The sequence below is a fragment of the Corallococcus sp. CA041A genome, assembly GCF_003612075.1.
Classification (GTDB): domain Bacteria; phylum Myxococcota; class Myxococcia; order Myxococcales; family Myxococcaceae; genus Corallococcus; species Corallococcus exiguus.
In genome coordinates, this window is record NZ_RAWF01000210.1 from 1 (window position 1) to 17,566 (window position 17,566).

Genomic DNA, 17,566 nt, shown 5'->3' on the forward strand with positions numbered 1-17,566 from the left:
GAGACGGCACCCCGCTCACGCCCGCCCCGGACGCGGGTGACGCTCCCGCTCCGACGCCCTGAGCGACTGTTTGAGCACATACTGATTTACGATGTTTCCAGGACTGTCCGTGGATTGACTCTGGAGTCACTAAAATCGTATTCCTGCTCCCCCCTACTTTTCGAGGAGTTGGGAAACCATGCTTCGTCACGTCGCGCAGCGCAGTGGCCGTATCGCGGTGGTCGTTGGCACCCTGATGTCCCTGGTGGGCTGTAACAACAACGCCCCGACCACCGAGGAGCAGACTCCCGCTCCCGCGGAGGAGACCACCAACGCGCAGGCCATCCCGCACCGTGGTTGTGCGACCGTTGAGCCGTCGGCTGACGAGAAGCTGGAGATCGAGGCTGCGATCGCGGGCCGCGTGTCGGCCAAGCGCGCGGTGGGTTCGGTGAACGTGCCCGTCTACTTCCACGTCATCCGCAAGGGCACGGGCGTCGCCAACGGCGACGTTCCGGACTCGCAGATCACCGCGCAGATGAACGTGCTGAACGCGGCGTACGCCAACACCCCGTTCAAGTTCACGCTGGCCGGCACGGACCGCACGACCAACACGTCCTGGTTCGCCCTGGCGCAGGGCAGCACCAACGAGAAGAACATGAAGAACACCCTGCGCAAGGGTGGCAAGGAGTCGCTGAACATCTACACGGCGAACCTCAGCGGCGGCCTGCTGGGCTGGGCGACCTTCCCCTCCAGCTACACGTCCCAGCCGAAGATGGACGGCGTGGTCATGCTCTACAGCAGCGTCCCCGGCGGCACGGCGTCCCCCTACAACCTGGGCGACACGGGCACGCACGAAGTCGGCCACTGGGTGGGCCTGTACCACACGTTCCAGGGCGGCTGCTCCGCCTCGGGTGACTCCGTCAGCGACACGCCTCCGGAGGCCTCGCCCGCGTACGGCTGCCCCGCCGGCCGTGACACCTGCTCCGGTGGCGGCGCGGACCCCATCTACAACTTCATGGACTACACCGACGACAGCTGCATGAACCAGTTCACCGCCGGCCAGAGCGCCCGCGCGGACAGCCTGACCGCGACGTACCGCTAGAAATAAACAGCGCGGCTGTGGCCGATGTGACGACGCCGGGGTCTCCGTTCAGGGGGCTCCGGCGTTTTCCATTTTCGGGTTGAAACACAGACTCGCCGCGTCCCGGCCCGGACGCGATGTCTGTTTCATCCGTGCGCCGGTGTTTCACTCATTCGCGAGGAGTTGGAGACACATGCTTCGTTACGTCGCGCAGCGCGGTGGTCGTGTCGCGGTGGTCCTTGGCACCCTGATGTCCCTGGCGGGTTGCAGCAGCAACGCCCCGGCCCCCGAGGAGCAGGCCCCGGCGGAGGAGTCCGCCACCCAGCAGGCCGTCCCGCACCGTGGCTGCGCGACCATCGAGCCGTCCGCCGACGAGAAGCTGGAGATTGAAGCGGCGCTGGCGAACCGCGGCGTGCACGCGAAGCGCGCGGTGGGCTCGGTGAACGTGCCCGTGTACTTCCACGTCATCAACAAGGGCACGGGCCTCGCCAACGGCGACGTTCCGGACTCGCAGATCACCTCGCAGATGAACGTGTTGAACGCGGCGTACGCCAACACCCCGTTCACGTTCACGCTGGCCGGCACGGACCGCACCACGAACACCCAGTGGTTCGCGCTGGGTTCGGGCTCCGCCGCGGAGAAGAAGATGAAGCAGGCCCTGCGCAAGGGCGGCCCGGAGTCGCTGAACATCTACACCGCCAACCTCAAGGGCGGCCTGCTGGGCTGGGCGACCTTCCCCTCCAGCTACAGCAGCCAGCCGAAGATGGACGGCGTGGTCATGCTCTACAGCAGCGTCCCTGGCGGCACGGCGGCCCCGTACAACGAGGGCGACACGGCCACGCACGAGGTCGGCCACTGGCTGGGCCTGTACCACACGTTCCAGGGCGGCTGCGCCAACCCGGGTGACTCCGTCAGCGACACGCCTCCGGAGGCCTCGGCCGCGTTTGGCTGCCCCGTCAACCGCGACACCTGCGCGGGCGGCGGCGTGGACCCCATCTACAACTTCATGGACTACACGGACGACAACTGCATGAACCAGTTCACCGCTGGCCAGGTGACCCGCGCGGACAGCCTGACCGCGACGTACCGCTAGTCCATCCCTTCGCTTCCTGAAGTCCATGACGCCGGAGTCCCCACCGCGGGGGCTCCGGCGTCTGTGTTTCCAGCGTGGACAAGCCGGGCCCGCGCTGGCCACAGTGGGGGACCGCCCTTCGGCTGTCCGGAGGGGGCCTTCAGGAGGAGTGGCGCCGTGAGAGACCTGTTGATGATTCCCGGGCCGGTGGACGTGGACGCGGACGTGTTGCAGGCGATGTCCGGGCCGGTGCCCGGGCACCTGGACGCGGGCTTCATCGCCACCTTCGGCCGGGCCCTCAAGCGCCTGCGCGAGGTGTCGCTCGCCCCCGGCGCGCAGCCCTTCGTCGTCTCCGGCAGCGGCACGCTGGCCATGGAGCTCGCCGTGGCCAACCTCATCGAGCCCGGCGACCGCGCGCTGGTGGTGAACACCGGCTACTTCAGCGACCGCATGGCCCACATCCTGGAGCGTCACGGCGCGAAGGTGACGCACGTGCGCGCGGCCAGCGTGGGCAGCGCCCCGGAGGTGGCCCAGGTGGAGGCGGAGCTGCGGAGCGGCGGCTTCAAGCTGATGACCGTCACCCACGTGGACACCTCCACCGCGGTGCTCGCCCCCGTGGAGCCGCTGGTGAAGGCCGCGCGCCAGTACGGCGTCCTGGCCGTGGTGGACGGCGTGTGCGCCACCGCCGGCGAGTCCTTCCAGCAGGACGCGTGGGGCGCGGACGTGTACCTCACCGCCAGCCAGAAGGCGGTGGGCGTGCCGCCGGGCCTGGCGCTCCTCACGGTGAGCACTCGCGCGCTCGCCGCGTGGAAGGCTCGCAAGGCGCCCGTCGCCAGCGTGTACGCGGACTGGGCGGAGTGGCTGCCGGTGATGGAGGCCTACGAAGCCGGCAAGCCCGCCTACTTCGCCACCCCGCCCACGTCCCTGGTGTGCGCGCTGGACGTCAGCCTGGGACAGATCCTGGCGGAGGGCATGGAGGCCCGCTTCGAGCGCCACCGCCGCATGGCCCGTGCCTTCCGCGCCGCCTGGAGCGCGCTGGGCCTGCGGCTCGTCCCCACCTCGGAGGCCGTGGCCGCCAACACCTTGAGCGCCGTGTACTACCCGGACGGCGTGGACGCGACGCTCGTGGGCCGCGTGAAGGCGCAGGGCGTGGCCATCGCCGGCGGCCTCCACCCGGAAATCAAGACGCGCTACTTCCGCGTGGGCCACATGAACCGCGTCAGCGCCGGGGACGTGCTCGTCACCGTGGGCGCCATCGAGCGCGCCCTCCACGCCGCCGGTCACCGCGCGTTCGCCCCCGGAACCGCCGTCGCGGCCGCACAATCCGCGCTCTCCGGGTAAGACCCGGAGTGTGGGGTCTGGCCCTCAGCTCTTTCTCAGGGTATAAGAAAGCCCGTTCGCACTCCCATTAGAATTGAGTAATCCGGGAGATAATGGCAGGTACTTCCTGTCTTACTGGGATTTCTTGCCGTTCTGATGGAATTATGTGATTGGGCTGCACGGTGTGAGCGGGGCGTGGGCCCCGGCACCTGTGAGGGGGAAGGGCTGCGCTGGCGGATGGACCCACGAAACGGGGGCCAATTCCAGCGCCTGAAGTGGAAGTGGAGGTCGGTATGGATCGCGGACCGGTGGAAGGTTCGACGAAGGCGGCGGGCTGGGCGGCGGAGTGCGCGGCGTGGCACCTGACGGAGCGGTGCCTGGCCGCGACCCCGGAAGACGGGGCGCGCGGGATGTTCTTCCAGGGCGTGGTGGGGGTGGTGAACTTCCTCCAGGGCGAGGAAGCCGGAGCACGGTGCCTGGCGGCGTCCGGGTTGAAGGAGCTGAACGCCGCGGAGCTGTACCCGGTGACGCTCTTCCTGGAGATGTCCGCCGAGGCGACGCGGCTCCTGCGCCCCCAGCTGGGCGACTGGGAGCAGGCGCTGCGGTACATCGGGACGCAGGCCACGGTGGACTTCCTGGCCTCCATGTTCGGCCGGGACCTGATGCAGGCGGCCGGCCGCAACCCCCGGCGGATGCTCCAGCACATGATCGAGAACTACCGCGTCGCGGTGAGCTACGGCGAGCGCAGCGTGCTCTGGACCGGGGACAACAGCGCCCGCTTCGTGATGCGCCGGGACTTCATGCCCGCGCCGTACCACGAGGGCGTGCTCCAGGCCGCCCTGGAGGCCGTGGGGGCCCAGGACGTCCAGGTGCATGGGCGGCAGCTGTCCCTGCTCGATACCGAGTACGACGTTTCCTGGTAATCCGGGGCTGTTTCACCCTCGTGGGGTGGGGCGCTGGCGCGGGACGTTCACCAGCCAGCGCTCGGTGCTGAACGTCCGCCATTTCTCCCGCTGGCGTGACAGGGAGGGCCACTAGCATGTGGTGAAAGCGGCCCACACCCCACGGGAGGAGCAACGCGAATGGATGCAGCACGAGGCTCCCGGCCGAAGGGGCGATGTCAGTCCCCTGGGCTGATGGGTGGGGCCCGGGCATGACGCCCTTCCGGCTGTTGCTCGTGGAGGACAGCGTCAACGACGCGGCGCTGGTGACGGCGGAGCTGGAGCAGGCGGGCTACCTGCCCATGGCCCGGCGCGTGGAGACGCTGGAGGCGCTGCGCGAAGCGCTGGCCACCGGACCGTGGGACCTGGTGCTGTGTGACTACCGGCTGCCGCGCTTCAACGCGCTGGACGTGCTGTCGCTCCTGCACTCGCAGGGGCGGGACGTGCCCCTCATCGTCCTGTCCAGCCAGCTGAGCGAGGACCAGGCCGTCACGCTGATGAAGGCGGGCGCGCGCGACTGCTTCTCCAAGGACCGGATGGCCCGGCTGGGCCCGGCGGTGGCTCGCGAGCTGGAGGAGACGCGCGTGCGGCGCGAGCGCGCGCGGGAGGAGGTGGACCGCGACATCCTGGCCAAGGCCAGCGAGCTGCTCACCGCGTCCCTGGAGCAGGCGGCGCGGTTGGATCAGCTGGTGCAGCTGATGGTGCCCCGGGTGGCGGACTGGTGCGCCTTCTTCCTCCAGGACCCGGACCAGGGCGGCCTGCGGCTGGTGGCGCTGGCGCACCCGGACGCGGAGCGGCGCGCCCATGCCTGGAAGCTGGACCAGCGCTTCCCGCTGGACCCCCAGGCCGCCGCGGGCCCCGCGTACGTGCTGCGCACCGGTCAGCCGGAGTTCATGCCGGACGTGCGCAAGCGCCCGGAGCCCATCACCAAGGACGTGGCGCACCAGCGCGCCATCGACGGGCTGGGGCTGCGCTCGGTGGTGAACGTGGCCCTGCCCGGCAACGATGGTCGGCTGGGCGTGCTGTCCATGGGCACGCTGGGCGAGCGCACGCTCGCGCCGGTGGACCTGTCGCTGGCGCAGGAGCTGGCGCGCAGGACGGGGCTGGTGCTGGAGAACGCGCGGCTCTTCCAGGAGGCGCGCGAAGCGGTGCGCCTGCGCGACGAGTTCCTCACCGTGGCCGCGCACGAGCTGCGCACGCCGCTCACCACGCTGCGGCTGCAGCTGGGCACGCTGTTGCAGCGCACGGAGGCGCACAAGCTGGAGCCGGACGTGGTGACGCGCCTGGAGCGCAGCGTGCGCCAGGTGCGCCGGCTGGGCACGCTGGTGGAGGGCCTCCTGGACGTGTCGCAGCTGTCCAGCGGCGAGCTGTCGCTCATGCCCGAGCGCTTCGACCTGGAGGAGCTGGTCTCCGAAGTGCTGGACCGCTACCAGGCGGAGGCCCGCGCGGCCGGGTGCGAGCTGCGCCAGTCGCCTCGCCGCGGACTCTGGGGGACGTGGGACCGGCTCCGCGTGGACCAGGCCGTGGCGGCGTTGATATCCAACGCGCTCAAGTTCGGTCCGGGACGGCCGGTGGAGGTGGACGTGGGGCGGGAAGAGAGCTTCGCGCGCATCCAGGTGCGCGACCGGGGCATCGGCGTGCCCGTGGACCAGGTGGAGCGCATCTTCGAGCGCTTCGGCCGCGCGGTCAGCTCGCATTCGTATGGAGGCCTGGGCCTGGGGCTCTACCTCGCCCGCCGCGCCGCGGAGGCGCACGGCGGTCGGGCCTGGGCGGAGCCCGCCGCGGGAGAGGGCGCGCGCTTCACGTTGGAGCTGCCGCTGGAGAAGGAGTCGCGCGAGTGAGTCGGCCGGTGTTGGTGGTGGATGACGACACGGACCTGCGGGAGGCGCTGGAGGAAGTGCTTCGCGACGCGGGCTACACCGTCTTCGGAGCGGGCAACGGCCTTCAGGCGCTGGAGGTGCTCCGCCGGGAGCCGGTGACGCCGTCGCTGGTCCTGCTGGACATGATGATGCCGGTGATGGACGGCGCGACCTTCGGCCGGCAGATGCGCCAGGTGGAGGCGTGGCGGGACATCCCCGTGCTCGTCTTCTCCGCCTCCGCCAACGCGCGCCAGGTCGCGGAGGAGATGGGCGCCTGCGGCTACCTGCGCAAGCCGGTGGACGTGGAGACGCTCCTCAAGGCCGTGGCGGCCAACAAGGCCTCCGAAGCCTCCTGACACTCCGGGTGTGTCTTCTCGCGCGGGCGGCCCTGCTCGCGCGTGTTGACGCTGCGCGAGACGCCTTGGTAAGTGCATCCTTAACACTTTCCCGGCGAGGCCTGTCCGATGAATCCCCACATGCTCGCCCAGCTCCTGGTCCAGCTCATCGTCATCATCGCGGTGTCCCGGCTCATTGGCCGGGGTGCTCGTTGGCTGGGGCAGCCCCTGGTCATCGCGGAGGTGGTGGCGGGCATCGCGCTGGGCCCGTCACTCCTGGGCTGGCTGGCTCCGGGCGCCATGCACTGGCTGTTCCCGCCGGAGTCCATGCCGTTCCTGAAGATGCTGGCCGAGGTCGGCCTGGTGCTCTTCATGTTCCTCATCGGCCTGGAGCTGGACCCCAAGCTGTTGAAGGGGCGGGGGCACGCGTCGGTGGCCATCAGCCACTCCAGCATCGTCGTCCCGTTCGCCCTGGGTGCGGGTGCGGGCGCGCTGTGGCTGTACAAGTCGCTGTCCAGCCCGGACGTGCCGTTCTCCTCGTTCGTGCTGTTCATGGGCGTGTCCATGAGCATCACGGCCTTCCCGGTGCTGGCGCGCATCCTCACGGAGCGCGGGCTGATGCAGTCGAAGCTGGGCGCCATCGCCATCGCGTGCGCGGCGGTGGACGACGTGACGGCGTGGTGCATCCTGGCGTTCGTGGTGTCGCTGGTGCGCGCGTCGGACCTGGCGCACGCGGGGCTCACCACGCTGTTCGCGCTGCTCTACATCGCCTTCATGCTGCTGCTGGTGAAGCCGTTCCTCGCCCGGCTGGGCGCGCGCGTGGCCAACCGCGAGGGGCTCACCCAGAACGTGGTGGCCATCACCCTGGTGCTGCTGCTCGGCTCCGCGTGGACCACGGAATACATCGGCATCCACTCGCTCTTCGGCGCCTTCATGTTCGGCGCGGTGATTCCCAAGGAGGGCGGGCTGGCGGTGGCGCTGGCGGAGAAGCTGGAGGACGTGGCCGTCGTGTTGCTGTTGCCCGTGTTCTTCGCCTTCAGCGGCCTGCGCACGCAGCTGGGCCTGTTGGACACCCCGGAGGCGTGGCTCACGTGCGGCGTCATCATCGTCCTGGCGTGCCTGGGCAAGTTCGGCGGCAGCGCGGTGGCGGCGCGCCTCACGGGCCTGCGGTGGCGGGAGGCGGGCGCCATCGGCATCCTGATGAACACGCGCGGCCTGATGGAGCTCATCGTGCTCAACCTGGGCCTGGACCTGGGCGTCATCTCGCCCACGCTCTTCACGATGATGGTCATCATGGCGCTGGTCACGACCTTCATGACCACGCCGTTCCTGCGCCTGCTGTATTCGCCGGAGGAGCAGGCGCGCGATCAGCTGCTGGGCGCGTCGGAGCCTGCGCTGCCCCCGTCCGCGTACACGGTGCTGCTGTGCGTGTCGCACGGGCAGGCCGGTCCGGGCATGGCGGTGCTGTCCCGCGCGCTGTCGGGCGAGCGCAACGAGGCGAACCTCTACGCGCTGCACCTCCTGTCCCCGGAGCGCTCGCTCAAGGCCCGAGGGGAGGAGGCGCTGGATCCCACCGCCGCGTCTGGCGGAGCGCTGGCGCCCCTGGTGGGCCGCGCGGAGAAGCTGGGGCTGTCCGTGCGCACGCTGTCGTTCGTGTCGTCGGAGCCCGCGCGGGACATCTGCCGCACGGCGCAGGCGAAGCGCGCGGACCTGGTGCTGCTGGGCTGGCACAAGCCGCTCTTCAGCCAGACGGTGCTGGGCGGCACGGTGCACGAGGTGATGCAGGAGGCGGGCGGCACGGTGGCGGTGCTGGTGGACCGCGGCCTGTCGCAGGTGCGCCGGGTGCTGGTGCCCTTCGTGGGCAGCCGGCATGACCGGGCGGCGCTGGGCCTGGCGCGGCGGCTGGTGAAGCAGGCCGGCGCGGAGGTGACGGTGCTGCACGTGACCTCTCCCGAGGGCGCGGGCGCGGGCCGCGCGCAGGTGGAGGAGCTGTTCCCCGCGGACGAGGGCGCCTCCGTGAAGCTGAAGGTGGTGCGCCACGCGTCGCCGGAAGAGGCCGCGCTGGAAGAAGCGAAGGCGGGTTACGACCTCGTGGTGGTGGGCCTGGGGACCGAATGGGGCCTGGAAGACCGGTTGTTCGGCGTTCAGCGCGAGCGAATCGTGCGCGACGCGCCCGCCTCGCTGCTGCTCGTGCGTCACCCGGAGGGGGCGCCGGTGCTGGCCCAGACTCCGGAGCAGGCCCGGACGCAGGGCGCGACTCCAGAGGCGGCGCAGCCGCTGAGCGCGCGGAGCTGACCGCCATGCACCTGGGTGCCACGCTGCGTCTCCTTCGGGTGGACGCGGGGTTGTCCCTGCGCGACCTGGCGCGCCGCATCGGCGTGTCCAGCGCGTACCTGAGCCGCGTGGAGAACGGCGTGGACGCGCCGCCCACGCAGGAGCGGCTGACGGCCATCGCCCGGGAGCTGGACGTGCCCCCGGGGCTGCTGATGGACGTGGCCAACCGGGTGAGCCCGTACGTCGCGGGCTACCTGGAGGACGTGCCCGCCGCGGGGACGCTGATGTTGGACATCGCGCGGCGCAAGCTCACCGGCGCGCAGCTGGCGCGCGTGCGGGCCTTCCTGGACGCGGAGTTCCCCCTGCGTGAGGTGCGCGGCAACGAACCCGTGCCCCCGCTGGGGCCGCTCCTGAGCGCGGAGCGGGTGGTGTTGCAGCTCTCCTGCGGGGACTACGAGGACGCGCTGGACGTGGCGGCCGGACGGCTGGCGGCGGCCCTGCCCGGCGTGGACGGGGCGGCGCTCGCGGAGGGCCTGCGCCAGCGCGAGGGCACGGCCCCGTCCCAGGTGGGCAGCGGCGTGGCGGTGCCGCACGCGTTCGTGCCCGGCGCGGCCCCGGTGGCGGCGCTGGTGACGCTGGCCCGGCCCCTGAAGGTGGACGCGCCGGACGGCCAGCCCCTGCGGCTGGTGGTGGCGCTGGTGGACGGCCACGTGGGCCGCGCGAGGCTGATGCGGCTGGCGCACGTGGCCCGGCTCGCGGGGCGCGGCCTGGCGGACCGGCTCCACGGCCTGGAGGAACCCCAGCGGGTGCTGGAGACGCTGGAGGAGCTGGAAACGCTGCGCTAGCGCGCCTTCAGCGCCCCTGGGGCACCCAGTGCTCCCAGGGGCCCAGGTCGCGGTAGCCCAGGTGGCGGTACACGCGGATGCCCGCCGGGGTGGACTGGAGCACCGTCGCGGTGCACCCGCGCTTGCGGGCCTCGGAGATGATTCCGCGCATTACCGCCGACGCGAGCCCCAACCCCCGGGCCTCCGGGTGGGTGGCCACCAGGTACACGCCCGCCGTGTCCGCCACGTCCACCGCCAGCCCGCAGGACAGCGCCCGGCCGTGCTCGCGCGCCACCACGGTGTGCACCGGCAGGCGGGGCGGCCGCTGCCACACGGAGAGGATGTCCCGCCACTCCGTGCCGTAGGTCTGGACGTTGATCTCCACCAGGTCGTCCATGTCCTCCACGGGCTCCACCGGCACCCCGGGCGCCGCGTCCGGCAGCTCCTTCAGCCAGGCGCCCATGGCCACCACGGTGAAGTCCGGCCGGTAGCCCGCGGCGCCCAGCACCCGCGTCGCGTCCCGCTGCCCCGGCGTCAGGGTGACCCGCCAGCGGGGCAGCCCATGCCCCCGGTAGAAGTCCGTGATGGCCGGCAGCGCGGCCGCCAGCGCGTCCGCGTCCGTGAAGAGGACCTGCTGGAAGTGCGCGTCCTGGTAGCCAGGCAGCGCGAACGCGTCCACGCCGGGGAGGTGCAGGTGGCGCAGCGGGCCGCGCTCGGCCTGGAGGCGTTTGAAGGCGATGAGGTTGGTGTGCAGGCGCAGGGTGAGTTCGGCATCCGTCATGCGTGCCGGCCAGCCTATGCGCGGGGACGACGGCCAAAGAACAGCCCCGGAGGAAAGGACGCGCACACCGTGCGCCAGGGGGTTAGGTTTCCATCCCTTTTGGGCCCGCCACCATGACCCCGCGCTTCTTCTCGTTCGATCCACGTCCCACCCGAATCGGCCTCACCCTGGGCGCGTGCCTCCTGGCGGTCCTCACCGCCTGGGCCCTGGCGGACTACCGGGGCGGCGGGGGGCTGGTCGCCATGGCGCGGGCCGGCATCAGCGCGGGCCTGATGTTGACCTTCCTCGTCTCCGTCCACCGCCTGCGCCCTCGCGCGCAGTGGGGCATCACCCTGGACGCCGCGGGCGTGCGGGTGGCCCGGCCCTTCAGCGGCCAGTCGTTGGAGTTGCACTGGGGACAGATTGATTCCGTGCGCCGGGTCGGCCGCAAAGGGAGCGTGCTGGGCCTGTTCCTCAAGGAAGAGGGAAGGGTGCTCGTCACGCGACATCTTTTCGCCCGCAAGGCTGTTTATGAAGAGTTGATCTCGGCGCTGGAGGACCGCCTCCCGCCCTCGCGTTTTGACGCCTGATTCATGAATCTTTCCGCAGCCTTGCGTGGGCTCCCAGAGCTTGTCCGGGATGCCCGGTGGTGGTAGGCACAACGGGCTTGAGCCCTGTCGCAACGGCAGCCTTTCCCAAGGACACGCTTCACATGGAAAAGACCCCCGCTACCGGTGTCGCGCCGGCCGCGCCGCCCGCCGATTATGGGACGGACGCCATCACCAAGCTCGAAGGGCTGGAGGCCGTCCGCAAGCGCCCCGGCATGTACATCGGCGACACGATGACCTACGGGCTCCACAAGCTCGTCTACGAGGTCGTCGACAACTCCGTGGACGAGGCCCTGGCCGGCCACTGCACGGACATCGACGTGGTCATCCACGTGGATGGTTCGCTCAGCGTCCAGGACAACGGCCGCGGCATTCCCGTGGGCCCGCACCCCGACCCCAAGTTCAAGGGCAAGGACACGCTGGAAGTCGTCCTCACGGAGCTGCACGCCGGCAGCAAGTTCGGCAACGGCGCGTACAAGGTGTCCGGCGGCCTGCACGGCGTGGGCGTCACCTGCGTGAACTTCCTGTCGGAGTGGTTCAAGGTCCGCGTCCAGCGCGCGGGCAAGGTCTACGAGCAGTCCTACGCGCGCGGCGTGGCCAACGGTTCGCCCCAGGAAGTGGGCACCACGGACAAGCTCGGCACGACCATCCACTTCAAGCCGGACACGCAGGTCATGGAGACGGTGGACTTCAACTTCGAGACGCTCAGCCAGCGCCTGCGCGAGCTCGCGTTCCTCAACGCGGGCCTGCACATCACCATCCGCGACGAGCGCACCCAGAAGGAGCACGACTTCAAGTTCGACGGCGGCATCTCCTCCTTCGTGGAGTACCTCAACAAGGCGAAGGAAGCGCTGCACGACAAGCCCGTCTACATCAAGTCGGAGCGCGAGGGCGTGTCGCTCGAAATCGCCATGCAGTGGAACGATGGCTACGACGAGCGCATCTTCACCTTCGCCAACAACATCAACACCCACGAGGGTGGCAGCCACCTGTCCGGCTTCAAGGCCGCGCTCACGCGCACGCTCAACAGCTACGCGGAGAAGGGCAGCCTCTGGAAGGACCTGAAGGAGACGCCCACGGGTGAGGACGCGCGTGAAGGCCTGTCCGCGGTCATCTCCGTGAAGCTCTCCAACCCCCAGTTCGAGGGCCAGACGAAGACGAAGCTGGGCAACAGCGAGGTGAAGGGCCTGGTCGAGCAGATGGTGAATGATCAGCTCGCCAGCTTCCTGGAGGAGAACCCGCCGCTGGCCAAGAAGGTCGTGGCGAAGATTGGCGACGCGTGCCGCGCCCGCCTCGCCGCGCGCAAGGCCCGTGAGACGGTGCGCCGCAAGGGCGTGCTGGACGGTGGAGGCCTTCCCGGAAAGCTCGCGGACTGTCAGAGCCGAGACCCGCACGAGAGCGAGCTGTACATCGTGGAGGGTGACTCCGCAGGTGGCTCCGCGAAGCAGGGCCGGGACCGGCGCAACCAGGCCATCCTCCCGCTGCGCGGCAAGATTTTGAACGTGGAGAAGGCGCGCTTCGAGAAGATGCTGACCAGCGCCGAAATCGTCACGCTCATCACCGCGCTGGGCACGGGCATCGGGGCGGAGGACTACGACCCGGAGAAGGCGCGCTACCACCGCATCATCCTGATGACGGACGCAGACGTGGACGGCAGCCACATCCGCACGCTGCTGCTCACGTTCTTCTACCGGCAGATGCGCGAGCTCATCGACCGGGGCTACGTCTACATCGCGCAGCCGCCGCTCTACAAAGTCACGCGCAACAAGAAGGACAGCTACGTCAAGGACGAGCGCGCCCTCAACGAGTACCTCCTGAAGATCGCCGCGGAGCACTGCCGGGTGAAGACGCCGGCCGGTGAGCTGGGCGGCAGCGACTTCAAGGCGCTGCTGGAGAAGGTCATCACCTACGAGGAGCGGCTGGAGAAGCAGGCCAAGCGCCGCGACGCGCGCATCGTGGACGCGCTGGTGCAGGCCACCCAGCTGCGCGCGGAGATGCTGGCGGACGAGGCCGCGGTGAAGGTGGAGCTCGACGCCATGCGCGACTACTGCCAGCGGCGCATGCCGGAGGTGATGGGCCGGCTGTCCACCGACCTGCCGCAAGACGCGGAGAACCAGTCCCGCAAGCTGGTGGTGACCACGGACGTGAACGGCTCCATGCGCGAGTCCGTGTTCGACCACGCCTACCTGTCCTCGCCGGAGTACCTGGAGCTCGTCGCCCTGCGCGAGGTGTTCCACTCGCTGGGCAAGGCGCCCTACCTCGTCCAGGTGGACGCGGGCGAGGTGTCGGCGTTCTCCGTGCAGGAGGTGCTGGCCGCGGTCCGCAAGGACGCGCAGAAGGGCCTGGGCCTGCAGCGCTACAAGGGTCTGGGCGAGATGAACCCGGAGCAGCTCTGGGAGACGACCATGGACCCCACCCGCCGCACGCTGCTCCAGGTACGCGTGGAGGACATGGTGGAGAGCGACGAGATCTTCTCGCTGCTCATGGGTGAAGCGGTGGAGCCGCGCCGCGAGTTCATCGAGCGCAACGCGCTGGACGTGCAGAACCTGGACATCTGAGGTTCGCCACACGCAGTGCCTGAAGCACTACGCCGGGCCCAGGGGACAAAGACCCGTGGGCCCGGTGCCGTTTTCGGCTCCGCGCCCACGTGCCCTTCCCATCCTTTTCGAGCCGGGCCGCGGAAGTGACGCACGGCGGCCCCCGTGAGCCCTTACGGAAGGAACCTGGCAACCAGTGACCAGCGCGAGGACGCTCCCGCGCGCATGTTGAGGATGGCGGTGATGCCGATGACGCCCGCCATGGCGGCGAGGTTCGCGATGCCGCCCACGTCCAGCGCCCGCATCGTCTTCGCGGCCTTCTCCGGCGTGCTCGCGGTGGGCGTGAGGCCCGTCTCCACCGGGACGGCGCCCTCGGGGGCCTGCTTCGCCAGGTAAGCCCCGCCGAAGACGTTGGCCGCGCCCAGCGCCACGGTGGCGCCCAGCAGCACGTCCTTCGCGATGACCAGCCCGCGCGTGGTGCGGTCGATCTCCCGGCCCGTCAGCCGCGAGCGGCCCACCAGCCAGGTGATGGCCGCCAGGCCCACGGACGCGGCGTTGACGATGTTGAAGCCGTTCCACGCGGCGTTCACCACCTGTCCCCGCTCCGCGTGGGAGCCAATCACCTTCACGGCGGGGTTGAGCGCCACCTTGCCGAAGAGCGAACCGCCGAACCCCACGGCGAGCCCCAGGTTGTGCAGCACCAGGCCGGTGGAGGACAGGACAGGCATCATGAACGGACTCCAGAAGAGAAGAAGTGGATGTCCGTCAGGGTAGGCACTGCCCTTTCGCGCGGGACTCGCGCGTCAGGGGGGCACTGGGGAGTGGATGCGACGGCCGCCTGCTGGACGTGCTCCCGGGCGGGTGCCCGGGTGCCTGTCCGCTACCGCTCGGAGCGCTTGGCGCCGCGCAGCGCCTCCGCGCGTTCCTTGCGGGACATGTTCGTCACGTCGACGATGTCGAAGTCGAGCGCGCCCTGGTTGTCCCCCAACTGCAGGTCGGGGAAGACGCAGCGCATGTCCTGCACGCCGGACACCTGGTAGCGCTTGCCCGTCTCGAAGAGGCGGTGCGAGCTGCGCACGGACCCGGCCTTGGGGCCCTTCTCCACGCACAGCACCGTGTGCACACGGCCATGGGTGCCGGAGCGCACCTCCGCGAAGTCGTCGCGCACGGTGAAGGCGTAGGTGGACTTGGGGTTGAGGCCGCGCAGGTGCATCTGGTGCTGGGGCTTCACAACCAGGGCGTTCTTCTCCGGCTCGAACAGCACGGAGCGGGGCGGGATGTACGCGGACTGCCGCAGGTGCACGCGGATGGAGCCGCGGTTGTCCTCGAGGCCGGTGTCGTCCAGGGCGAAGAAGTGGAGCTTCTTCGCGCCCTTGAGGGTGCGCGGCGCGCTGCTGATGAAGCCCACGGTGTTGTCCGCCGGCAGGTCGCCTTCCGCGTAGTAGACGAGCGTGCCGGACGCGGTGCCGTCGCCGTCCGCGAACGCCGCGCTGCCCTCGGTCCACACGGAGTAGGCGGCGCCGGGCGACACGTCGATGGTGGCCGTGGGGTACTCCGGCAGCGGCAGCCCGTTGTACATGGGGCGCAGCACCAGCAGGCGCGTGGGGTAGTCCGCGCGCCGCATGTCGCGGTCCTTGTCGTTCGCCAGCGGGTCGGCGGCGGGCTCGGTGGACCCGGTCCCCGCGTCCGTGGTGGCCAGGCCTCCGTCCAGATCCAGGGAGGTGCCCGCGTCCTCGCCAGCATTGACCGCGGCGACGACGGCGCCCGTGCCCGCGTCCGTGGCCTCAGCGCCCGCGTCGAGCTTGTTGGAGGTGGGAATCTCCGACGCCATCTGGCTGGTACCGGGCGCCACCTCCAGCTCCGCCTTGACGTGGACCTCCGCCTGGTTGGGCGTGAAGCGCCGCGTCCAGGCGCGGTAGCCCGGTCGGGTGACGACGATGGTGTGGGGCGTCCGTTGATCCGCGCCGATGATGCGGCTGGGCGTGTTCCCCACCGGCCGGCCATTGACGACGACGGAGGCGCCCTCCGGCTTGGAGGTGATCCACAGGACGACGGGCTCGTTGGAGACGTCGCCCTCCTCGGCCGGGGACAGGAAGTGGATCAACAGGCCGATGACGAGCAGCACGCCGGTGATGCCGAACACGAGCATGCTCAGCTGGCGCACCTGCTTCGTGCGCTTGCCCTCGCGCTCGGAGGCCTCGGCGGCCAGCTTGTCGCGCGCGTCGTCCGCCGTGGTGCGGGCGCGCGGGGCCTGCTTCTCCTCGGGCTCGGGCGGCTCGGGTGGACGCGGCGATTCCGGCGCGATGGCCGTCTCCACCGGCGTGTCATGCGGCGCGGCCAGCGTGGGCAGCGCCCGGGGCATCGCCGTGGGCTCCGTGCCACCGTCGGTGTCCGGCTCGGCGGCAAGCTCGGGCGGCAGGGGGCGGCGGCCGGTGCCGGTGTTCTCGCGGGTGCCCCCTGGCGTCGTCACGCGGCGCACGCCGGTGGTGCTCCTGCGCACGGCGGTGGCCTGGGTGGCCGAGCGGCGCGGGGCGCCATCCGTGGAGGGGCGCAGGCCGGGCGAGCTGCCGGAGGCGCGCACGCCGGGGCTGGAGGGCCGCGCCACGCCCGGGCTGGACGGGCGGGACACGCCGGGGCTGCCGGGGTTGGACGACCGGCCGTTGCTGGACGGCATCCGCGCGCGGCCCTGGGACGGCTCCGACGACGGCGACTGCCACGCGGCCAGCTGCTCCTTGAAGCCGGGCGGCAGCTCCACCTTGCGTCCCTCGGCGGCCAGCTCCTCCGCGAAGAGGTACGTCATGAGCTGGCTCAGCATCGTGGGCGTGAAGCGCGGCGTGTCCCGGTAGAGCAGCTCCACCGCGGACTCGCTCAGGTCCTTCGCCGTCTGGTAGCGGGCCTCGCGGTCCACCGCCATGGCGTGCGCGACGATGGTCTCCAGGTCCTCGCCAATGGCCGGGTTGACGGCGGACGGGGGCAGGCAGTCGCCCTGGATGATGCGGGGCAGCACGGTGACGAACTCGCCCTCGAAGGGGCGCCGGCCGCAGAGCATCTCGTAGAGGACGATGCCCGCCGCGTACACGTCCGTGCGCGCGTCCAGGTCCTGCCGCCCCTGCGCCTGCTCCGGGGAGAAGTAGGGGTACTTGCCCTTGAGCGTGCCCGGCGACGTCCGGGCCTCCACGACGCTCGTGGCCTTGGCGATGCCGAAGTCGATGACCTTGACCTCGCCCTCGTAGGAGATGAGGACGTTGTCCGGGGACACGTCGCGGTGGACCAGGCCCAGCAGCTGGCCGTCCTCGCCCACGTGGCGGTGCGCGTAGTCCAGGCCCTCGCACAGCTTGCCGGCGATGTGCAGCGCCAGCGGCTGCGGGAAGAAGCCGATGCCCGCGCGCGACGCGCGCCGCAGCACCTTCGACAGGGGCTGGCCGTGCACCAGCTCCATGGCGATGAAGTACTGCCCATCCACCTCACCGAAGTCGAAGACCTGCGCGATGTTTCCGTGCGTCAGGCCCGCCACGAGGCGCGCCTCGCCGATGAACATCTCCACGAAGTCGTGGTCGTCCACGAAGTGCGGGAGGATCTGCTTGATGACGCAGGGCTTGGTGACGCCCATCGCGCCCGTCATACGCGCGCGGTAGGTGACCGCCATGCCTCCCGCGGCAAGCTTGGAGACCAGGACGTACTTGCCGAATTGCTGGGGACTGGGTTCTGCCACGGGCGGGGAGGCGAGGCCGGGTTTGGGGAAGCCCCAGCATACTCGCCTTCCACCGAAAGTCCCGACCACGCTCGCATGGCATGCGAAGATTTCGCTCGGGGTGCTGTCCGGGCAGGAGCGGGCGTCCTGGTGGGTCGGAACGGCCCTCGGGAGTGACGCGATGTCCCAGGGTGGGTGGATGGGGGGCGTGAGGCGGACTGTTGCGCCGGTTCACACTTCTTCACGCTGCTTCGTTCAGCGCATTCCGGGGGCGGGGTTATCACC

General features: G+C 70.4%; 13 protein-coding genes. 10 read left to right on the plus strand and 3 right to left on the minus strand.

Translation table 11 applies throughout. The features are described 5' to 3' along the window. Positions 1-178 precede the first annotated feature (178 nt). The 8 genes from D7V77_RS30340 (at position 179) to D7V77_RS30375 (ending at position 9,706) form a co-directional block, all read left to right on the plus strand. Entirely contained in the window at positions 179-1,081 is a 903-nt protein-coding gene (locus D7V77_RS30340; RefSeq protein WP_120579780.1) for a zinc metalloprotease, read from the plus strand. A gap of 172 nt (positions 1,082-1,253) precedes the next feature. Then, on the plus strand, positions 1,254-2,153 hold the full coding sequence (locus tag D7V77_RS30345) for a zinc metalloprotease (protein ID WP_120579781.1): 900 nt from the start codon (positions 1,254-1,256) through the stop codon (positions 2,151-2,153). 156 nt (positions 2,154-2,309) lie between these two features. After that, positions 2,310-3,473, plus strand: a complete 1,164-nt coding sequence (locus D7V77_RS30350) for an alanine--glyoxylate aminotransferase family protein (RefSeq protein ID WP_120579782.1) — start codon at positions 2,310-2,312, stop codon at positions 3,471-3,473. 272 nt (positions 3,474-3,745) lie between these two features. After that, a complete protein-coding gene (locus tag D7V77_RS30355; protein ID WP_120579783.1) occupies positions 3,746-4,375 on the plus strand; it encodes a TIGR02265 family protein in 630 nt (209 codons plus the stop codon). Positions 4,376-4,605: 230 nt separating this feature from the next. Continuing rightward, positions 4,606-6,234, plus strand: coding sequence for an ATP-binding protein (locus D7V77_RS45800; RefSeq protein ID WP_233607298.1), 1,629 nt, complete (start codon positions 4,606-4,608; stop codon positions 6,232-6,234). Further along, entirely contained in the window at positions 6,231-6,608 is a 378-nt protein-coding gene (locus D7V77_RS30365; RefSeq protein ID WP_120579785.1) for a response regulator, read from the plus strand. Before D7V77_RS45800 ends, D7V77_RS30365 begins: the two co-directional genes overlap by 4 nt. Before the next feature lie 108 nt (positions 6,609-6,716). Continuing rightward, the gene (locus D7V77_RS30370) at positions 6,717-8,882 is read left to right on the plus strand and encodes a cation:proton antiporter (protein WP_120579786.1); all 2,166 of its coding nucleotides are present in this window, start codon (positions 6,717-6,719) and stop codon (positions 8,880-8,882) included. A gap of 5 nt (positions 8,883-8,887) precedes the next feature. Next, complete coding sequence (locus D7V77_RS30375) at positions 8,888-9,706, plus strand: helix-turn-helix domain-containing protein (RefSeq protein ID WP_120579787.1); 819 nt, start codon at positions 8,888-8,890, stop codon at positions 9,704-9,706. A 7-nt stretch (positions 9,707-9,713) separates the two neighbouring features. Here the strand turns inward: D7V77_RS30375 and D7V77_RS30380 are convergent, their stop codons facing one another. Further along, positions 9,714-10,466, minus strand: coding sequence for a GNAT family N-acetyltransferase (locus D7V77_RS30380; RefSeq protein WP_120579788.1), 753 nt, complete (start codon positions 10,464-10,466; stop codon positions 9,714-9,716). A 113-nt stretch (positions 10,467-10,579) separates the two neighbouring features. On the opposite strand from D7V77_RS30380, the gene D7V77_RS30385 reads away from it, so the two are divergent. Both D7V77_RS30385 and gyrB read left to right on the plus strand, forming a co-directional pair. Then, positions 10,580-11,035, plus strand: coding sequence for a hypothetical protein (locus D7V77_RS30385; protein WP_120579789.1), 456 nt, complete (start codon positions 10,580-10,582; stop codon positions 11,033-11,035). A 122-nt stretch (positions 11,036-11,157) separates the two neighbouring features. Next, complete coding sequence (gyrB, locus tag D7V77_RS30390; RefSeq protein WP_120579790.1) at positions 11,158-13,611, plus strand: DNA topoisomerase (ATP-hydrolyzing) subunit B; 2,454 nt, start codon at positions 11,158-11,160, stop codon at positions 13,609-13,611. 152 nt (positions 13,612-13,763) lie between these two features. Here gyrB and D7V77_RS30395 read toward each other — a convergent pair whose 3' ends face one another. Beyond that, entirely contained in the window at positions 13,764-14,321 is a 558-nt protein-coding gene (locus D7V77_RS30395; RefSeq protein WP_120579791.1) for a hypothetical protein, read from the minus strand. 149 nt (positions 14,322-14,470) lie between these two features. Further along, complete coding sequence (locus D7V77_RS30400) at positions 14,471-17,302, minus strand: serine/threonine-protein kinase (protein ID WP_120579792.1); 2,832 nt, start codon at positions 17,300-17,302, stop codon at positions 14,471-14,473. Between the last annotated feature and the right edge of the window lie 264 nt (positions 17,303-17,566).

Coding starts and splice junctions, on each gene's coding strand:
- D7V77_RS30395 (WP_120579791.1), bottom strand. CDS start 14,321: ATGATGCCTGTCCTGTCCTCCACCGGCCTGGTGCTGCACAACCTGGGG.
- D7V77_RS45800 (WP_233607298.1), top strand. CDS start 4,606: ATGACGCCCTTCCGGCTGTTGCTCGTGGAGGACAGCGTCAACGACGCG.
- D7V77_RS30345 (WP_120579781.1), top strand. CDS start 1,254: ATGCTTCGTTACGTCGCGCAGCGCGGTGGTCGTGTCGCGGTGGTCCTT.
- D7V77_RS30380 (WP_120579788.1), bottom strand. CDS start 10,466: ATGACGGATGCCGAACTCACCCTGCGCCTGCACACCAACCTCATCGCC.
- D7V77_RS30370 (WP_120579786.1), top strand. CDS start 6,717: ATGAATCCCCACATGCTCGCCCAGCTCCTGGTCCAGCTCATCGTCATC.
- gyrB (WP_120579790.1), top strand. CDS start 11,158: ATGGAAAAGACCCCCGCTACCGGTGTCGCGCCGGCCGCGCCGCCCGCC.
- D7V77_RS30340 (WP_120579780.1), top strand. CDS start 179: ATGCTTCGTCACGTCGCGCAGCGCAGTGGCCGTATCGCGGTGGTCGTT.
- D7V77_RS30385 (WP_120579789.1), top strand. CDS start 10,580: ATGACCCCGCGCTTCTTCTCGTTCGATCCACGTCCCACCCGAATCGGC.
- D7V77_RS30375 (WP_120579787.1), top strand. CDS start 8,888: ATGCACCTGGGTGCCACGCTGCGTCTCCTTCGGGTGGACGCGGGGTTG.
- D7V77_RS30355 (WP_120579783.1), top strand. CDS start 3,746: ATGGATCGCGGACCGGTGGAAGGTTCGACGAAGGCGGCGGGCTGGGCG.